This is a genomic window from Croceicoccus estronivorus (assembly GCF_001625325.1).
GTDB classification, from domain to species: domain Bacteria; phylum Pseudomonadota; class Alphaproteobacteria; order Sphingomonadales; family Sphingomonadaceae; genus Caenibius; species Caenibius estronivorus.
The window spans coordinates 381,768-397,131 of record NZ_JRQQ01000002.1; the positions used below are offsets into that span (position 1 = coordinate 381,768).

Consider the following 15,364-nt stretch of genomic DNA (forward strand, 5'->3'; position numbering starts at 1 on the left):
GTGAAACAGAGGCCGCATGTGCGTTCACCCGGCAAGCACAGTCCCGGCGACAGCCCCCGCACCATACGTCACCCCTGCCGCAGCCAGTCCGATCACAATCTGGCGAAACATCGAAAAGATCATGCCACGTCCTGTAAACAGGCTCGTTCCCACTCCGATCAGGGCCAGCGCAACCGCGCTAGCAGCCAGGCTTCCGACAAGGGCCGCCTTTCCGCTGAGGAACAGAAGCGGCAGGACGGGAAAGATCGCACCGGCAGCGAACATCGCAAAGGAACTCGCCGCCGCAACCCAGGCGGAGCCGCCTAGACTCTCGGGATCGATACCAAGTTCCTCCCGCGCGAGAGTATCCAGCGCCTTGTCCGGATTGCTGAGCAATCTGTCGGCCAGCGCACGCGCCTGCTCCTCTTCCAGACCTTTTGCCTGATAGATCAGGATCAGTTCTTCGCGTTCCTCATCGGGTACTTCCCGCAGTTCCTCGGCTTCGGCGGCAATCTGGTTCTGGTACAGTTCGCGTGAACTGGTGACTGACAACCACTCCCCCATTGCCATGGAGCACGCCCCGGCCAAAAGACCGGCGAGGCCCGTCAATATCAGGGTTCCCTGCTGTGCGGATGCCCCTGCAACGCCCATGACGAGGCTGAGATTGGAAACCAGCCCGTCGTTCCCACCCAACACCGCGGCGCGCAAGGTATTGCCCCCGCTGCGATGACGCCCTTCCAGCATGGCGAGAGTCGATCCTGAAAGCCCGCTCGATCCCGCCGCGGCTCGCATCAGCAACGCATGAGAACGCTCGTCCTGCGGCAGGCCCGCCGCTCCGGCATCAGCCTGATTATCGTAAACGGAGCTATCCCGAACCTCGTTGTCCGCAATTGTCGGCAGTACGAAGGCCGGACCGAACCGGCGCGCCAGCCACGCCAGGACACGAGCCCGCGTGGAGGGACCGGACCGGGGTGCTTTCCCGCCGGCCGAGGCGATACGTTTGCGCCAGAATTCCCCATGCGCGCCTTCGACAGCGGCCAGCCGCCTAAACACCTCTGCAATGCGGGGATCACGCTCGCTTTCCGCGAGGGCGAGATAAACGGCTGCGCCATCCACCTCACCCTGAAGGTTTGCGCGGTATCGCCGGAGCGAGGGATCGACAGGCTCAGGCAAGGCCGGCCAACGCGAGCAGATTCTCCGTACTTGCGTCGAAGCTCTCCCCACCCTTTTCGATCTTCTTGGCGATTTCCTTCCCCAATTCGACACCGAACTGATCGAATGGATTTATTCCCATCAGCACGGCATTGGCGAATGTACGATGTTCGTGAAAAGCGATCAGCGCCCCCAGCGCAGCGGAATCCAGATCATCGCACAGGATCGTCGCTGACGGCCGATCACCAGGGTAGCTGCGTGCCGGATCGTCACTGCCCCGCCCGGCCATGAGAGCCGCGCCCTGGGCAAAACAGTTCATCAGCAGGATGCGATGATGGGCGGGGTCCAGTTCATCGCCCGGCGCAATACTGGCAATGAAATCGACCGGCACGAGATTGGTCCCCTGATGCAACAACTGGAATACCGCATGCTGGGCGTCCGTCCCTACCCCGCCCCAGGTGATCGGTGCAGTCGGGGCGGTAACGGCCTTCCCTTCCACCGTGACAGATTTGCCGTTGGATTCCATTTCCAGCTGCTGGAGATAGTCCGGCAGCAACGCCAGCCGTTCGTCATAGGCGAAGCATGCGCGTGTCTGGCACCCTCTGATCCGCGTATAGTATTGGTCGGCGAAGGCCGCCCGCAACGGCAGGTTCTCGCGCCCGTCGGTATCGCGAAAGTGTTCGTCCACCGCTCTTGCCCCATCGAGCATCGCCGCGAACTCGTCCCAGCCGACGGCAAGGGCAACCGGAAAACCGATCGAGGACCACAAGGAATACCGTCCGCCGACGCTCTCTGAAAACGGCAGAATGCGTGTTTCGTCCACACCCCATTCGACGGCTTTTTCCGGAGAGGCCGTCAACGCGATCACCCGGCCAGTGGGATCGCTGACGCCACTGGCTTCCAGCCAACGGATCACGCTCTGTGCGTTGGTCATCGTCTCGATAGTGGTGAAAGTCTTAGAGGCGACGGCCAGCAATGTCGTCCGGGGATCGCAGGCGGCAAAGGCCTGCTCCAGCGCGCACCCGTCGATATTCGACACCACGTGGACATCGACCAGAGACAGATCGCGGGCCAGCGCATCTATGGCCAATGCTGGGCCCAGCGCCGATCCGCCGATACCCACATGAATCAGGTGCTTTATCTCTCCGAACACGCCCTCGTGGATGGCCTCGACCAGCAACCGCATCCGCTGGTGCAGGGCGAATGCCTCCTCCACACTGCTGTCCTTGCCAATGCCGCGTTGTGCGGTGTGTTCCGCGGCCCTGCCTTCCGTCGGGTTCACTATCGCGCCCGACAGCAACCTGTCTCTCGCGTCGATAAAGCCGGCATGTCCCGCCACTTCCTCAAAATCCCTCAGAATGCCGTCTGTCAGGTGGGTTTTGGACCAATCGAACAGGATGCTCCCTTGCCCTTCGCCCAGTGCAATCCGGCCAGACAGCTTTGCCACACGCGTTTCATCCGCAAACAATTCCGCCAACGGTGTGTGAGGGTGTTCGCCAAGCTTGTCCCAAGCCGCTGCGATCTTGTCTGCCATTGAAATTCCTTTCCTACTGGCCGGGCCGGTCGGTATGCCACCGCCATGCGTGATCCGGCCATGAACCTAGCCCGCCCGGCAGGCTCGCGCCAAGAGCCATTGTGCAAGTGCGAAACCCCGATTTCGATTAACCGCATGTACAGTGTCAACTGTGTCACTTTCGTTCCAGCACTTGACGAACGGAGCACCGGCCAACATGGACGCGAGCATGGATGAAACCACCCCAGAAAACGCGGTAGAGCCGGATGGCAAGGCTGCAGCCAAGCCCGAGAAGGAAGAGAATTTCTTTGTCTTCCTTATCAAGCTGGTCGCCATTGTCCTGATTTTCCGCAGCTTCGTCTTCGCCCCCTTCACTATCCCAAGCGAAAGCATGCTACCCCGGCTGGTGGATGGCGATTATCTGCTCGCATCGAAATGGTCATACGGATATTCGAAGTACTCTCTCCCGTTCAGCCTGCCCCTGATCCCCGGTCGTATAATGGCCAGCCAGCCAGAGCGTGGCGATGTCGCCATTTTCAAGGCGCCCCCGCTTAACAATGTCGATTATATCAAGCGCGTAATCGGCCTCCCGGGAGACACAATCCAGATGAAGGCTGGCGTGCTTTATCTCAACGGGCAGGCCGTCAAGAAGGAGCGGATCGCGGATTTCGTCATTCCGCAAACCCCCAACACGGATTGCGCCACAATCGCCTTCGAAGCGGTCGAGGATGGCCAGGCTGTCTGCCGCTACGCCCGTTTCCGCGAAACGCTGCCCAATGGCCGCAGCTACGAAGTGCTGGATTTCGGTCATACGCCGCAGGATGACACCGACCCGATCGTTGTACCCGAAGACAAGCTGTTCATGATGGGTGACAACCGCGACAATTCGCAAGACAGCCGTTTCCCCCCCCGCCCTGGCGGCGGCATAGGCCTGGTTCCGCAGGAAAATCTGGTTGGCAAGGCGACCATCGTCATGTGGTCGACCGACGGTTCCGCCGAATGGATCAAACCATGGACGTGGTTCACTTCCGCCCGCTGGAATCGAATTGGGGGCACCTTTTGAGCGAGGCGGGCAGTCTTTCCCCGGAAACCCGCGCCTTCCTGGCCACGCTGGGGATCGAAGCACCAGGTGACGAAGGCCTGTGGCTGGAGGCACTGACTCACGGCAGCTTCGGCGGACCACGCAATTACGAACGGCTTGAATTCCTCGGCGACCGGGTGCTCGGCCTCGTCATTGCAGAATGGCTGCATGAACTCACCGATCAGGCCGAAGGACAACTTTCACAGCGACTCAATGCCTTGGTCAGCCGTGAAATGTGTGCCCGGCAGGCGCGCTCCATTGGCCTTGCCCCGCATATCCGCCTGGGCAAACAGGCCCGCGACGATGGCGGAACGGATAGCGACAATATCCTCGGCGACGTCATGGAGGCTTTGCTGGGCGCCAGCTTCGTCGCGCGCGGATTCGAACCAACCCGGGAACTGGTCCGAAAGATATGGGCCAAAGCGGTTTCCGGAGGCGCGGGACATCACAAGCATCCGAAAAGCGCACTTCAGGAATGGACCGCCGGAAACCGCAGGAAGATGCCTGAATATGAGGTGATCGACCGTTCCGGCCCGGACCATGCGGCGATTTTCACTGTTCGGGTATCCGTCAAAGGCGTTGGCGAGGCCCAGGCAAGCGGACCCAGCAAGCAGGAAGCGGAAAAACGGGCGGCAGCCGCCTTTATGGAGAACTTCGCATGAGCACCGAAAATACCTTTTGCGGTGTCGTTGCGGTGATTGGCGCGCCGAACGCAGGCAAGTCCACCCTGGTGAACGCCCTGGTCGGACAAAAGGTCGCGATCACCAGCGCCAAAGCGCAAACAACCCGCGCCCGCCTGCTCGGGATTGCCCTGCATGGGAATGTGCAGATCATCCTGGCGGACACTCCCGGCATATTCGCTCCGAAGCGACGGCTCGACCGGGCAATGGTCAATGCCGCGTGGGAGGGTGCGCAAGAGGCAGACGCAATCTTGTTGGTCGTCGATGCCGTGAAGCAGCGCCGGCATGAACTGGAACCGTTGCTGGACGCTTTGAAAGACCGGCCGGAGCGCAAACTCCTATGCCTCAACAAGGTTGACGTTTCCAAGAAAGAACCACTCCTGGCTTTGGCCGAGGATCTTTCCGGTAAAGCCGGATTTGATGAAGTGTTCTTCGTCTCTGCCCTGACTGGTGATGGCGTACCCGAGCTGAAAGCGCGGCTGGCGGAACTGATGCCGGAAGGCCCATGGCACTATCCGGAAGATCAGGTTTCAGACGCAAGCGAACGGCTTCTCGCGGCCGAAATCACCCGCGAACAACTCTACCGGCAGTTGCACGATGAACTTCCCTACGATTCCGCCGTACGTCCGGAAAGCTATCGCTATCGCAAGGACGGGAGCCTCGAAGTCCACCAGCAGATCGTGGTGGGCCGCGAAAGCCAACGCCCGATCGTGCTGGGCAAGCGCGGAAGCAGGATCAAGGCGATCGGCGAAGCCGCACGCAAGGAACTGGCAGATCAGTTAGGCGTCAAAGTTCACTTGTTCCTGCACGTCAAAGTGGACGAGAAGTGGTCCGAAAATCGCGAGATTTTCGAAGAAATGGGGCTGGACTGGGTCAAGTAGTCCCCTTTGCGACCCGGGGCTTCGCCAGTCTGGTGGCCCCGGATCGCTGTAAGACATATTTCCTCCGGAACGGGGCTCTCACCCTTCTTTGGGAGCTTCCTTTGCAGATGCTTTCTTTTTGGCCGGGGCCTTTTTCTTCGCCGGTGCCTTCCGTTTCTTTTTTGCAGGAGCCTTGGCGGCACGCGCGTTGATCAACTCGATCGCCTGCTCCTCGGTCACGTCTTCCGGCTTGATATCCTTGGGTATCGTCGCATTCGTGCTGCCATCCGTGACATAGGGGCCGTAACGCCCTGGCATCACCTTGATCTCGCCCCCGCTTTCCGGATGCGCGCCCAAAGTCTTGATCGGCTCGGCTTTGGCCCGACCGCCGCCCTTCCGGTTGGCTGCCTCAGCCAGCAACGCAACTGCCGCGTTCATGCCGGTCTCAAACACGTCGCGCGTAGCAGAAAGCTTTGCGTATTTCCCATCGTGCGCAAGATAGGGGCCATAACGGCCAATGCTGGCCGTAATCGGCTTCCCGGTTTCCGGGTGATTGCCTACCTCACGCGGCAGGCTCAGCAGTTTCAACGCCCAGTCGAAATCGAACTCGGGCAAATCCTTCGGTATCGAAGCCCGCTTTGCCTCCTTCCCCTCGCCCAGTTGAACGTAGGGTCCAAAACGGCCCGACTTGCGCTGAACCTCCAAACCGGTTTCCGGATCCGTACCGAGAACCTGATCCTCACCGCTGTCGCCGCCATCGGCGCCTGGTTGCGCGAAACGGCGCGTGAACTTGCATTCAGGGTAATTCGAACAGGCAACAAACGCCCCATAGCGTCCGCCACGCAAAGCCAGCCGCCCGTCCCCGCACTGCGGGCATTTGCGTGGGTCAGAACCGTCCTCTTTCGGCGGGAAGAGATAGTCCGAGAGAAATTCATCCAGCACCTCGGTCACTTCCGAAGGCTTACGTTCCATCACCTCATCTGACTTGGGTTTGAAATCGCGCCAGAAGTTTGCCAGCAACTCCTTCCAGGCAGCCCTTCCGCCAGAGACATCATCAAGCTCGTCTTCCATGCCCGCGGTGAAGTCATAAGCGACATAACGCGGGAAAAAACGCTCAAGAAACGCTGTGAGGAGGCGGCCAGACTCTTCTGCAAAGAAACGATTTTTTTCAGTTCTGACGTAATTTCTGTCTTTGAGGACCTGAATGGTCGAAGCGTAAGTCGAAGGTCGCCCAATACCGAGTTCTTCCAGCCGCTTGACGAGGCTCGCTTCCGAGAAACGTGGCGGTGGTTGCGTGAAATGCTGCGTCGCTTCGACAGCCTTTTTCGCCGGGCTGTCGCCCTTGTGCATTACTGGCAGCAGCCCCCCGTCATCCTCGTCATCCTTCTGATCGAAACCTTCCTCATATACGGCGAGAAAGCCCGGAAACTTGACCACTTGCCCCGTCGCACGCAATTCGTGCCGGCCGGTCGGATCTCGCAGCCTAATCGTCGTCCGTTCCAGATTGGCCGAAGCCATCTGGCTGGCCATCGCCCGCTTGAAAATCAGGTCATAGAGTTTCGCTTCATCGCCCGATCCAACGCGATCACGGGAAAAATCCGTTGGCCGAATGGCTTCGTGCGCTTCCTGCGCATTCTTCGCCTTGGTCGAATAATGACGCGGTTTTTCAGGCAGGTAATGGCCAGAGTAACGATCATTAATTGCCTTGCGCGCGGCAGAAATGGCACTGTGGTCCATCTGCACACCATCAGTACGCATGTACGTGATCGCACCGGCCTCGTATAGGTTTTGCGCCAGTCGCATGGTGTGGCTGGCAGAAAAACCAAGTTTGCGAGCCGCCTCCTGCTGCAAGGTCGATGTAGTGAATGGCGGTGCCGGATTACGCTTGAGCGGCTTGGTCTCGATCTCCTCGACCGCAAAACGCGCGGCTTCCACCGCAGCTTTCGCCCGATTGGCGATGCCTTCATCACCCAGAGACAGTTTATCCAGCTTCTCTCCGTCGAAGCGAACAAGGCGAGTCTGAAATTCCGTCCCGTCGTGCTCCATCAGGGCACCAACCTGCCAGTATTCCTGAGGCCGGAATGCTTCGATTTCGCGTTCCCGATCAACGATCAGCCGCAATGCCACCGACTGAACGCGACCGGCGCTTTTGGCCCCGGGCAGTTTACGCCACAGCACCGGCGACAGCGTGAAACCGAACAGATAATCAAGCGCGCGACGGGCGAGATACGCGTCGATCAGATCCGTATCGAGATCGCGCGGATGCTGCATCGCATCGGTCACTGCCTGTTTGGTGATCGCGTTGAACGTCACCCGCTCCACATCCTTGGGCAATGCCTTACGCTTCTTGAGAAGCTCACGCACATGCCAGCTTATCGCCTCTCCCTCACGATCAGGGTCAGTCGCAAGAATCAGACGTTCGGCCCCTTTGGCAGCATCGGCGATTTCCTTCACCCGTGCCGTCTTGTCGCGATAGGTTTCCCAATCCATCGCAAAATCCTCGTCCGGACGAACCGAACCGTCTTTCGGCGGCAGGTCGCGAACGTGACCATAAGAGGCGAGAACCTTGAAGTCCTTGCCGAGATATTTTTCGATGGTTTTCGCCTTCGCCGGCGATTCAACGATAACAAGCTGCATTGTGTGTTCGGATGCCCTTACGCGTATACGTACGCACGAGGGTGGGCGTGGTATTCGCGGTTCGTCAAGCGTTCAAGCTTACTCTGCCGCCAGCATGCCGTATCAACCGCCCGGAAATTTCCAGTTCGAGCAGAGCCAGATGGACTGCAGAAGCCCCTTCCCCGCTTTGGCGGATCAATTCGTCAACCGCGATCGGCACAGGCGACAGGAGAGCTGCAATGTCTGCCGAACGATGATCCGCCAGTTCGTGTTCCCCCGACATGCGAACGGGTTCTGTCTCCCTGACCTGATCAAATAGCCCGGCTGCTGCCTCTCGGAAGCGGGATCGCGGCTTGCCGTCAAAGCCGGAGAGCAATTCCAGCACGTCCTCCGGTGACTGAACCAGAATGGCCCCGTCGCGGATCAGCTGGTTACATCCACGGGATCTCGGTTCCAGCGGCGAGCCCGGAATGGCCATGACCTCGCGCCCCGCCTCCCCGGCCAGCCGCGCAGTAATCAGCGATCCCGATTTTGGAGCGGCTTCGACCACCAGAGTACCTTCGGCCAGCCCCGCAATGATTCGGTTACGGCTAGGGAAATGGCTTCCTCTGGGTTCCGTCCCCGGAGGCTGTTCCGCCACCAGCAGCCCTTCCTGCGCGATGCGTTCCTGAAGATCCGCGTGTTGTGGTGGATAAGCGACATCGATCCCGCTGGCGATTACCCCAATAGTCGCGGGCAAACTGCCACGATGAGCGGCTCCATCGATCCCTCGGGCCAGGCCTGAAACGACAGTCAAACCAGCCTCGGCAAGTGCAGCAGCGAATTCTCCGGCCAGCTTGACCGCAGCCGCCGAGGCATTACGCGCTCCGACAATTGCAACCGTAGTACGGCTGGCCAATGCCGCATCCCCACGGACCGTCAAAATCGGTGGTGCGCTCTCGATTACCCTGAGCATCGGAGGATATTCGGGAGAATCATGGAAGAGATAGCGAGCCCCTGCTTTTCGGGCGGCAGCGACTTCATCTTCGATACGCTTTACCGGCGCTGCCCGATAGCTTCGCCCACCTCGCCCTGCCAGCTCAGGCAAGGCTTCAATCGCCGCTTGTGCGTCACCGAAACGATGCAGCAGATGCGCATAACTGACCGGGCCGATATTGGGGGAACGCAGCAGGCGAATACGCGCAAACGCTTCCCGCTGTGAGATGCTCATTCCTTCTTGCCGCCGCCCACTTTCGGCTCCGTACCGTTCATCAACCGCCCGATGTTGGCGCCATGAAGCCAGATCACCAGAGCCGCTATCGCGATCAAAAAGATAAATATGGTCTCATATCCGAGAACGTATGCTGCAATTGGCGCGGCCACTGCCGCGCTCATACCCGCGATTGAGGAAATCCGTGTCAGCGCCAGCATGCCCAGCCACATCAGCGCATAGACAAGGCCTATCGGCCAGCCGAGACCGAAACACACGCCGGCCATCGTGGCCACACCCTTCCCTCCCTTGAATTTCAGCCAGACAGGGAAGCAATGTCCGATTACAGCGCCCAGCGCGGTACCACCGGCTGCCATCGGCCCCCACCAGTATCCAGCGGCAAAAACCGGCAGGAACCCTTTGGCGAGGTCGAGCAGTAACGTGGCCGCCGCCAGCCCTTTATGCCCCGTGCGCAAGACATTGGTCGCACCGATGTTGCCCGAGCCGATCTTCCTGACATCGCCAAGCCCTGCGAGCCGCGTCAGCAACAGACCGAAAGGAATGGAACCCAGCACATAGCCGAGCACAACAGCCACACCTGTTTCCGTTAGAAATTGCATCGCATGCTTCCCCTCTTCACCCCCACGCCATAGCGTGCCGCTTGCAATCGGACAGCGGCAATTTAGGAAAAAGCTCGAATTCGAATGGGGATCTCTACAAGCATGACACACGCAATCGGCCCCAACGCTCCCATTTTGCTGTTCGATTCGGGTGTCGGGGGGCTCTCTGTCCTGGCGGAAGTGCGCAAGACACTACCCGGCGCGCCGGTGATCTATGCGGCGGACAATGCCGGTCTGCCATATGGGACCAAGAGCGAAGCCGAGGTAGCTGCCCGAGTAGCCGGCCTCCTCGGTCGCATGACCGAACGCTTCCACCCGCGCCTGGCATGCATCGCCTGCAATACGGCTTCCACAATCGCCCTGGGCATGGTCCGCGATGTTTTGCATGTGCCCATAGTAGGCACTGTTCCCGCCATCAAACCAGCTGCTGCAATGACGGAAACGGGAGTCATCGGCTTGCTCGGAACGGCAGCGACAGTGCGCCAGACATATGTCGACAACCTCCAAGCCGAGTTCGCAACCGGCAAGCGGCTCCTCCGCCATGCCGCACCGCGTCTGGTCGAGGCGGCAGAAGCCCGATTGCGCGGTAAGGAGGCCGATCCGGAGATTTTCTCGGAAGCGGTAAAGGGGTTGCGCGAACAACCCGACGGGGACCGGATCGATACAGTTGTCCTGGCCTGTACCCATTTCCCCCTGGTGCAGGAAGAACTGGCAAAGGCATTCGGCCCCGCAGTGACATTCGTCGATGGCGCCACCGGCATCGCCCGGCGTATCGCCGCTCTTACCGAAGGACAACCGTTGGAACGCATTCAACCCGACTATGCAGTGTTCACTGGCGAGCCGCTGGATCAATCCCTTTCCCCCGCCCTTGCCCACTTTGGAATTGAACGGGTGGAAATCTTTTAGAATCCATCGACATCGCCGTTTACAGTGAGCGACAATCTGTTCTGGTAATTGCGGACTTCATCGGCTAAACGCGCGGCCATTGAGACAGCGTCCACGACGCGCAAAACGGACAAATCCGTTGAATTACGATCAGATCTTCGACCAGGCGATAGAACGGCTTCACTCAGAAGGACGCTACCGCGTATTTATCGACATCCTGCGAAACAAGGGCGCCTATCCCAACGCGCGCTGTTTTGCCGGGCACAACGGTCCGAAGCCGATCAATGTCTGGTGCTCGAATGACTACCTCGCGATGGGTCAGCATCCGAAAGTCATCGGTGCCATGGAAGAAGCGTTGCACAATGTTGGCGCCGGATCGGGTGGCACACGCAATATTGGCGGTAATACCCACTACCATATCGAGCTGGAGCGTGAACTGGCCGATTTGCACGGCAAGGAAGCGGCCCTGCTGTTCACCAGCGGTTACGTCTCAAACGACGCAACTCTCTCTACGCTGGCCAAGCTTCTTCCAGGCTGCGTGATTTTCTCAGACGAACTAAATCACGCCAGCATGATCGCGGGCATCCGCAATTCCGGATGTGAAAAGCGGGTGTGGCGCCATAACGATGTCCAGCATCTGGAAGAGCTGCTGGCGGCGGAGGATCCGCAAGTCCCGAAATTGATCGCTTTCGAGAGCGTCTATTCAATGGATGGCGATGTTGCGCCAATCCACGCGATCTGTGATCTGGCGGACAAATATAACGCTCTCACCTACATCGACGAAGTGCACGCCGTTGGCATGTATGGTGCACATGGCGGTGGCATTTCAGAACGCGATGAAGCTGCCCACCGGATTGACATCATCGAAGGTACTCTGGGCAAGGCATTCGGCGTGATGGGCGGTTATATCGCCGCCGATACCAAGATCATCGACTGCATCCGCAGCTACGCTCCAGGGTTCATTTTCACCACGTCGCTGGCCCCCGTGTTGGTGGCAGGCATACTTGCATCTGTCCGGCACCTCAAGGAAAGCTCGCTGGAACGCGATCAGCAGCAAGCTGCCGCGGCCACGCTCAAGCGGATGTTTGCTGAAGCTGGTCTGCCGGTCATGAACTCCACGACCCACATCGTTCCGCTGATGGTCGGTGACCCGGTCAAGGCCAAGAAGATCAGCGACATCCTCCTGGCAGAATATGGCGTCTATGTGCAGCCAATTAATTTCCCGACGGTTCCTCGCGGTAAGGAACGGCTGCGGTTCACGCCTGGCCCAGCGCACACCGAAGAGATGATGCAGGAGTTGACCGAGGCCTTGATCGAAATCTGGGATAGGTTGCAGCTAGAGCTGCGGAAGGCCGCTTGATCTCTTCCAGACAGGCGATTTTCACAATCATACGCGCCTGAATTTCTCACGACATGACGGTGTCGGCTCGTTGCGGCATTGCGCAATCGAGTAAGGTCCCCCCAAACCTCAGGCGCAAACTGCGGTCAGTCGAAGAGTTCATTCGAACCGAGGACCACTCTCCATCTCCAGCCGATTTCGGCCTTTGGCCTTGGCTAAAAACAGCGCGAGTTCTGCACGCCTCATAGTATCATCAAGTGAATCGTTGATGCGTGAGACGCCTGCACTGGCCGTAATTGGGAAATTGCCGCCACCCGCATCCTTACGCAGTTCGGAAAGCGTTGAGACTATACGCTGGCAGATAGCTTCTGCATCCTCCGGTGTAACACCAGGCAGCAACACCCCCAGGCACTCGCCCCCGATGCGCGATATGATGTCCTCTTCGCGAGTCATCGTGCGTAAAAGGTCAGAGAATACGACAAGGACCTTGTCTCCCACGGTCTGTCCATATTGCATGTTGATAGCTTGAAAATAGTCGACATCGAACAAGGCCAGACAACCGCCGATTTCCTCATCCACCAAGTGCTGCAACATCGCAATAAACGCCTTGCGATTGGTCAGGCCCGTCAACGGATCAGTCAGCTCAGCGACAAAGAGCCTGTCTTCCAGTTTCCGCCGCTCATCAATGCTGCGCATGATGGTGAGAGCCCCATAGATGTGGTCCTGGCTATCCGTCAGGCAGCGGATCTGCATTTCGAACCAGCGTTTGCGGCGGTCCGCCGTCATCACCGATACTTCAATCCATTTCGGAGTGCCGGTTCCGTGAACGGCGGCATCGTGCTCCGCCTTGACTGCTTCCACTGAGTTCGGATGTATCAGGTCAAGAACATGCGGCCCGATCAACATATCCGGCATCGGAAAGCCCAGCTTTGCCATGCCCGGCGAAGCATGAAGGATATACCCTTCCAGATCAGTCTTGAGAATTATGTCCGTCGTGCTTTCAGCAAGCAGCCCATAAAGCGCAGAACTTTCCTGCGGTGTAAAATTCATTCCCATTGTCGCTTTGCCCCCCGGCGTATTTTACGACAACCAGCAGAAACATTCCCTCCCAACTGGAATATGCCGCCAGATAAATAATAAAAATTTATCTATTAATATAACTTCACTTACATTCTACATAAACCAAATCTAGTTAACTGAGTTATATAACTTAAACAACGCATTGGATTCGTTGAATTCATTTTAACCACATTTTCAATTTTGGAAATATGTATTCAACTGCACCGCATGTGGAAGTCTATTGCCCCTGATATGGCCTCGGAAAACCGGGACAATAGGCCTCAAATTCGGGAGGCCTTCACTCCCACTGATGATCCGATCGATCAAAGCTCGATCATGATCCTGACATTGTCCGGATTGGTGTGGAAAGCGACCGCGATTTGCTCTTTGCTTCGAGCCAGCAGGTCCCGCAATTCCGCTGTATCATGCCCGGCAAGCAACTCTGCTCTGCCCACTCCGAGAACATCGGCCAACGTCTGAACCCTGCTGTCGACAGGACGGGCTCTGCCTTGCTCCCAGGCCCACACCGTCGGTTTGCTGACGCCCAATTCTTCCGCCACTTGGGCCAGCGTCAGTCCCCGCTCCTTACGCAACCGCTGCAAACGAACACCAAACGATTCGTTCGAGACGGTTTCCTCGCGCATCGTGAAGGTCACATCTGCGTCGACAGCACTTCGCAATTCGGCCGCGCTCAAGACCGCAGCAGAGATCGGCGTATCGAAGCGACAACCGAAAAGGTGGCCACTCGTCCACACGACTTTCGCCGGCGTCGCTTCACTCTCCGGCAGATCGACCGTGATAGCTTCGTCGATCGCAAGGGGAATTCGGCTTTCAAGCAGCAGGCCCGTTGCCGAAATATTGTGAACCAGTACGGACGCGGAATCACCAGAGGCTAAAGCTCCCTGCGCTTCCAATAACAACTTACGGCGTGATGCGCGTGCCTTGCTGCCACCCGCTGCCGTTTCCTCGAAATGCGCCGCAATGGCCATTATGCAGACTCCCGGTTGAGATTCCACACTGGCCATCAGTGGTTAAGTTGGGGTTATGAGAAGCCCAGGAAACACAAAGGGGCGAGACCTTTCCAGTCTCACCCCTCGAATGTTCCTATATTGTCAGGCGCAAAATCAGCGCAGACTTACCACATTATCGCTCTGACGCGGGTCGGGCCTGTCGCCACGATAAAGGCTGGCCATCGGCTCATCTGCCACCTTTACCACCTCACCCCGGCCGAAGCCATTGAAAGCAGTACGCATCGCGCATCCATAAGCACCGAGCATACCGATTTCGATATGGTCTCCCGCCGCCACATTACTGGGCAACATAAACGGGCCTTCCATGTAATCGGCATCGTCGCAAGTCGGGCCGTAAAAAGCGAATTCCTGCTCCCCTGCCGACTGCTCGCCGGTCAGGAGCCGCACGGGGAAGCGCCATCCGACATGTGCAGCATCGAACAGTGCGCCATACGCGCCATCATTTATGAACAGTTCGTCCCCGCGGCGCTTTTCAACCTTGACCACCAGAGAACTGTACTCAGCACATAGGGCCCGGCCAGGCTCGCACCACAACTCGGCGTTGTAGGCAATCGGCAATGCTTCGAAATGGCGATGAATGATGGCGAAGTAATCTTCCAGCGGCGGCGGTTCCATTCCCGGATATATTGAAGGGAAGCCCCCACCTACATCCACGATGTCAATAACAACGCCTGCTTCGGCCACTGCCGCACGAACGCGGTCCAGCGCCTGGACGTATGCAAATGGCGTCATCGCCTGGCTGCCCACATGGAAGCAGAGCCCCAGCCAATCGGCCACCTGCCGGGTCGCCTGCAACAGCGGTGCAGCATCAGCGAGATCAATTCCGAACTTGGAGGCGAGGCTCAGCTCCGAATAATCGGATGACACACGCAAACGTACGCACAGCCGCAAGTCAGCAGCCGGAGTCCCATCGACAGTCTTTGTCGCCTGTACGATCTTCTCCAGCTCTTCCATCGTGTCGAGGCTGAAGGTTCGCACACCATGTTCGAAGTAGGCTTCGCGAATGGCGCTGGCAGTCTTTACCGGGTGCATGAAGCACAACGTCGCCTCTGGCAGAAGCGAACGAACAGTCCGCACTTCGGCGATTGAAGCAACATCGAAATGGGTAATGCCGGACGCCCACAGAACTTCGATGAGCTCCGGAGACGGGTTAGCCTTCACCGCATAAAGAGCCTTGCCCGGAAACTTCTCTGCAAAGAAGCGTCCGGCGCGCGCAGCTGCATGCGGGCGATTGAGGATTACGGGTTCGTCCGGCGAAAGATCGCGAACTACAGACCGAGCGTCAGGATAGATGTACAACTCAAGGGACCCCCAAAACGGTTAAGTTTCGAACAGAGGCTGCCTTGCGGTTAGGAAGTCC

13 protein-coding genes are annotated in these 15,364 nt (G+C 58.4%); 5 read left to right on the forward strand and 8 right to left on the reverse strand.

The annotated features are described in order from the left end of the window. Window positions 1–24: 24 nt before the first annotated feature. The gene (locus tag MB02_RS05045; protein WP_067533420.1) at window positions 25–1,152 is read right to left on the reverse strand and encodes a VIT1/CCC1 transporter family protein; all 1,128 of its coding nucleotides are present in this window, start codon (window positions 1,150–1,152) and stop codon (window positions 25–27) included. Beyond that, complete coding sequence (gene pgi, locus MB02_RS05050) at window positions 1,145–2,665, reverse strand: glucose-6-phosphate isomerase (protein ID WP_067533423.1); 1,521 nt, start codon at window positions 2,663–2,665, stop codon at window positions 1,145–1,147. The genes MB02_RS05045 and pgi overlap by 8 nt, the downstream gene beginning before the upstream one ends. 208 nt (window positions 2,666–2,873) lie before the next feature. On the opposite strand from pgi, the gene lepB reads away from it, so the two are divergent. The 3 genes from lepB to era are packed head-to-tail and all read left to right on the forward strand — an operon-like array spanning window position 2,874 to window position 5,286. Next, entirely contained in the window at window positions 2,874–3,707 is an 834-nt protein-coding gene (gene lepB / locus MB02_RS05055; protein ID WP_067534155.1) for a signal peptidase I, read from the forward strand. Further along, entirely contained in the window at window positions 3,656–4,387 is a 732-nt protein-coding gene (rnc, locus tag MB02_RS05060) for a ribonuclease III (RefSeq protein ID WP_082825969.1), read from the forward strand. The genes lepB and rnc overlap by 52 nt, the downstream gene beginning before the upstream one ends. Further along, complete coding sequence (gene era, locus MB02_RS05065; protein WP_067533425.1) at window positions 4,384–5,286, forward strand: GTPase Era; 903 nt, start codon at window positions 4,384–4,386, stop codon at window positions 5,284–5,286. The genes rnc and era overlap by 4 nt, the downstream gene beginning before the upstream one ends. 78 nt (window positions 5,287–5,364) lie before the next feature. On the opposite strand, the gene topA is transcribed toward era, so the two are convergent. The 3 genes from topA to plsY form a co-directional block, all read right to left on the reverse strand. Beyond that, window positions 5,365–7,902 carry a type I DNA topoisomerase gene (gene topA / locus MB02_RS05070; protein WP_067533429.1) on the reverse strand — a complete coding sequence of 846 codons (2,538 nt, stop codon included), beginning with the start codon at window positions 7,900–7,902 and terminating at the stop codon, window positions 5,365–5,367. 64 nt (window positions 7,903–7,966) lie between these two features. Continuing rightward, window positions 7,967–9,091, reverse strand: coding sequence for a DNA-processing protein DprA (dprA, locus tag MB02_RS05075; RefSeq protein ID WP_067533432.1), 1,125 nt, complete (start codon window positions 9,089–9,091; stop codon window positions 7,967–7,969). Further along, complete coding sequence (plsY, locus tag MB02_RS05080) at window positions 9,088–9,690, reverse strand: glycerol-3-phosphate 1-O-acyltransferase PlsY (protein ID WP_067533435.1); 603 nt, start codon at window positions 9,688–9,690, stop codon at window positions 9,088–9,090. The genes dprA and plsY overlap by 4 nt, the downstream gene beginning before the upstream one ends. A 102-nt stretch (window positions 9,691–9,792) precedes the next feature. Between plsY and murI the strand changes: the two genes are divergently transcribed. Together murI and hemA are read left to right on the forward strand one after the other, a co-directional pair. Continuing rightward, complete coding sequence (gene murI, locus MB02_RS05085; protein ID WP_235829426.1) at window positions 9,793–10,596, forward strand: glutamate racemase; 804 nt, start codon at window positions 9,793–9,795, stop codon at window positions 10,594–10,596. A gap of 118 nt (window positions 10,597–10,714) precedes the next feature. Next, window positions 10,715–11,935, forward strand: coding sequence for a 5-aminolevulinate synthase (hemA, locus tag MB02_RS05090; protein WP_067533441.1), 1,221 nt, complete (start codon window positions 10,715–10,717; stop codon window positions 11,933–11,935). Between the two features lie 138 nt (window positions 11,936–12,073). Here hemA and MB02_RS05095 read toward each other — a convergent pair whose 3' ends face one another. The 3 genes from MB02_RS05095 to MB02_RS05105 form a co-directional block, all read right to left on the reverse strand. Continuing rightward, a complete protein-coding gene (locus MB02_RS05095) occupies window positions 12,074–12,964 on the reverse strand; it encodes a GGDEF domain-containing protein (RefSeq protein ID WP_235829427.1) in 891 nt (296 codons plus the stop codon). Window positions 12,965–13,296: 332 nt separating this feature from the next. Beyond that, window positions 13,297–13,962, reverse strand: coding sequence for a helix-turn-helix domain-containing protein (locus tag MB02_RS05100; protein WP_067534157.1), 666 nt, complete (start codon window positions 13,960–13,962; stop codon window positions 13,297–13,299). Between the two features lie 135 nt (window positions 13,963–14,097). Further along, window positions 14,098–15,303 (reverse strand): type III PLP-dependent enzyme, encoded by a 1,206-nt coding sequence (locus MB02_RS05105; protein WP_067533447.1) that lies wholly within the window; start codon window positions 15,301–15,303, stop codon window positions 14,098–14,100. Window positions 15,304–15,364 lie beyond the last annotated feature (61 nt).

What these genes read in the sequence shown, in the direction of transcription:
- MB02_RS05100 (WP_067534157.1), bottom strand. Translation starts at nt 13,962, where the DNA reads ATGGCCATTGCGGCGCATTTCGAGGAAACGGCAGCGGGTGGCAGCAAG.
- rnc (WP_082825969.1), top strand. Translation starts at nt 3,656, where the DNA reads ATGGACGTGGTTCACTTCCGCCCGCTGGAATCGAATTGGGGGCACCTT.
- plsY (WP_067533435.1), bottom strand. Translation starts at nt 9,690, where the DNA reads ATGCAATTTCTAACGGAAACAGGTGTGGCTGTTGTGCTCGGCTATGTG.
- dprA (WP_067533432.1), bottom strand. Translation starts at nt 9,091, where the DNA reads ATGAGCATCTCACAGCGGGAAGCGTTTGCGCGTATTCGCCTGCTGCGT.
- MB02_RS05095 (WP_235829427.1), bottom strand. Translation starts at nt 12,964, where the DNA reads ATGAATTTTACACCGCAGGAAAGTTCTGCGCTTTATGGGCTGCTTGCT.
- murI (WP_235829426.1), top strand. Translation starts at nt 9,793, where the DNA reads ATGACACACGCAATCGGCCCCAACGCTCCCATTTTGCTGTTCGATTCG.
- pgi (WP_067533423.1), bottom strand. Translation starts at nt 2,665, where the DNA reads ATGGCAGACAAGATCGCAGCGGCTTGGGACAAGCTTGGCGAACACCCT.
- topA (WP_067533429.1), bottom strand. Translation starts at nt 7,902, where the DNA reads ATGCAGCTTGTTATCGTTGAATCGCCGGCGAAGGCGAAAACCATCGAA.
- lepB (WP_067534155.1), top strand. Translation starts at nt 2,874, where the DNA reads ATGGATGAAACCACCCCAGAAAACGCGGTAGAGCCGGATGGCAAGGCT.
- era (WP_067533425.1), top strand. Translation starts at nt 4,384, where the DNA reads ATGAGCACCGAAAATACCTTTTGCGGTGTCGTTGCGGTGATTGGCGCG.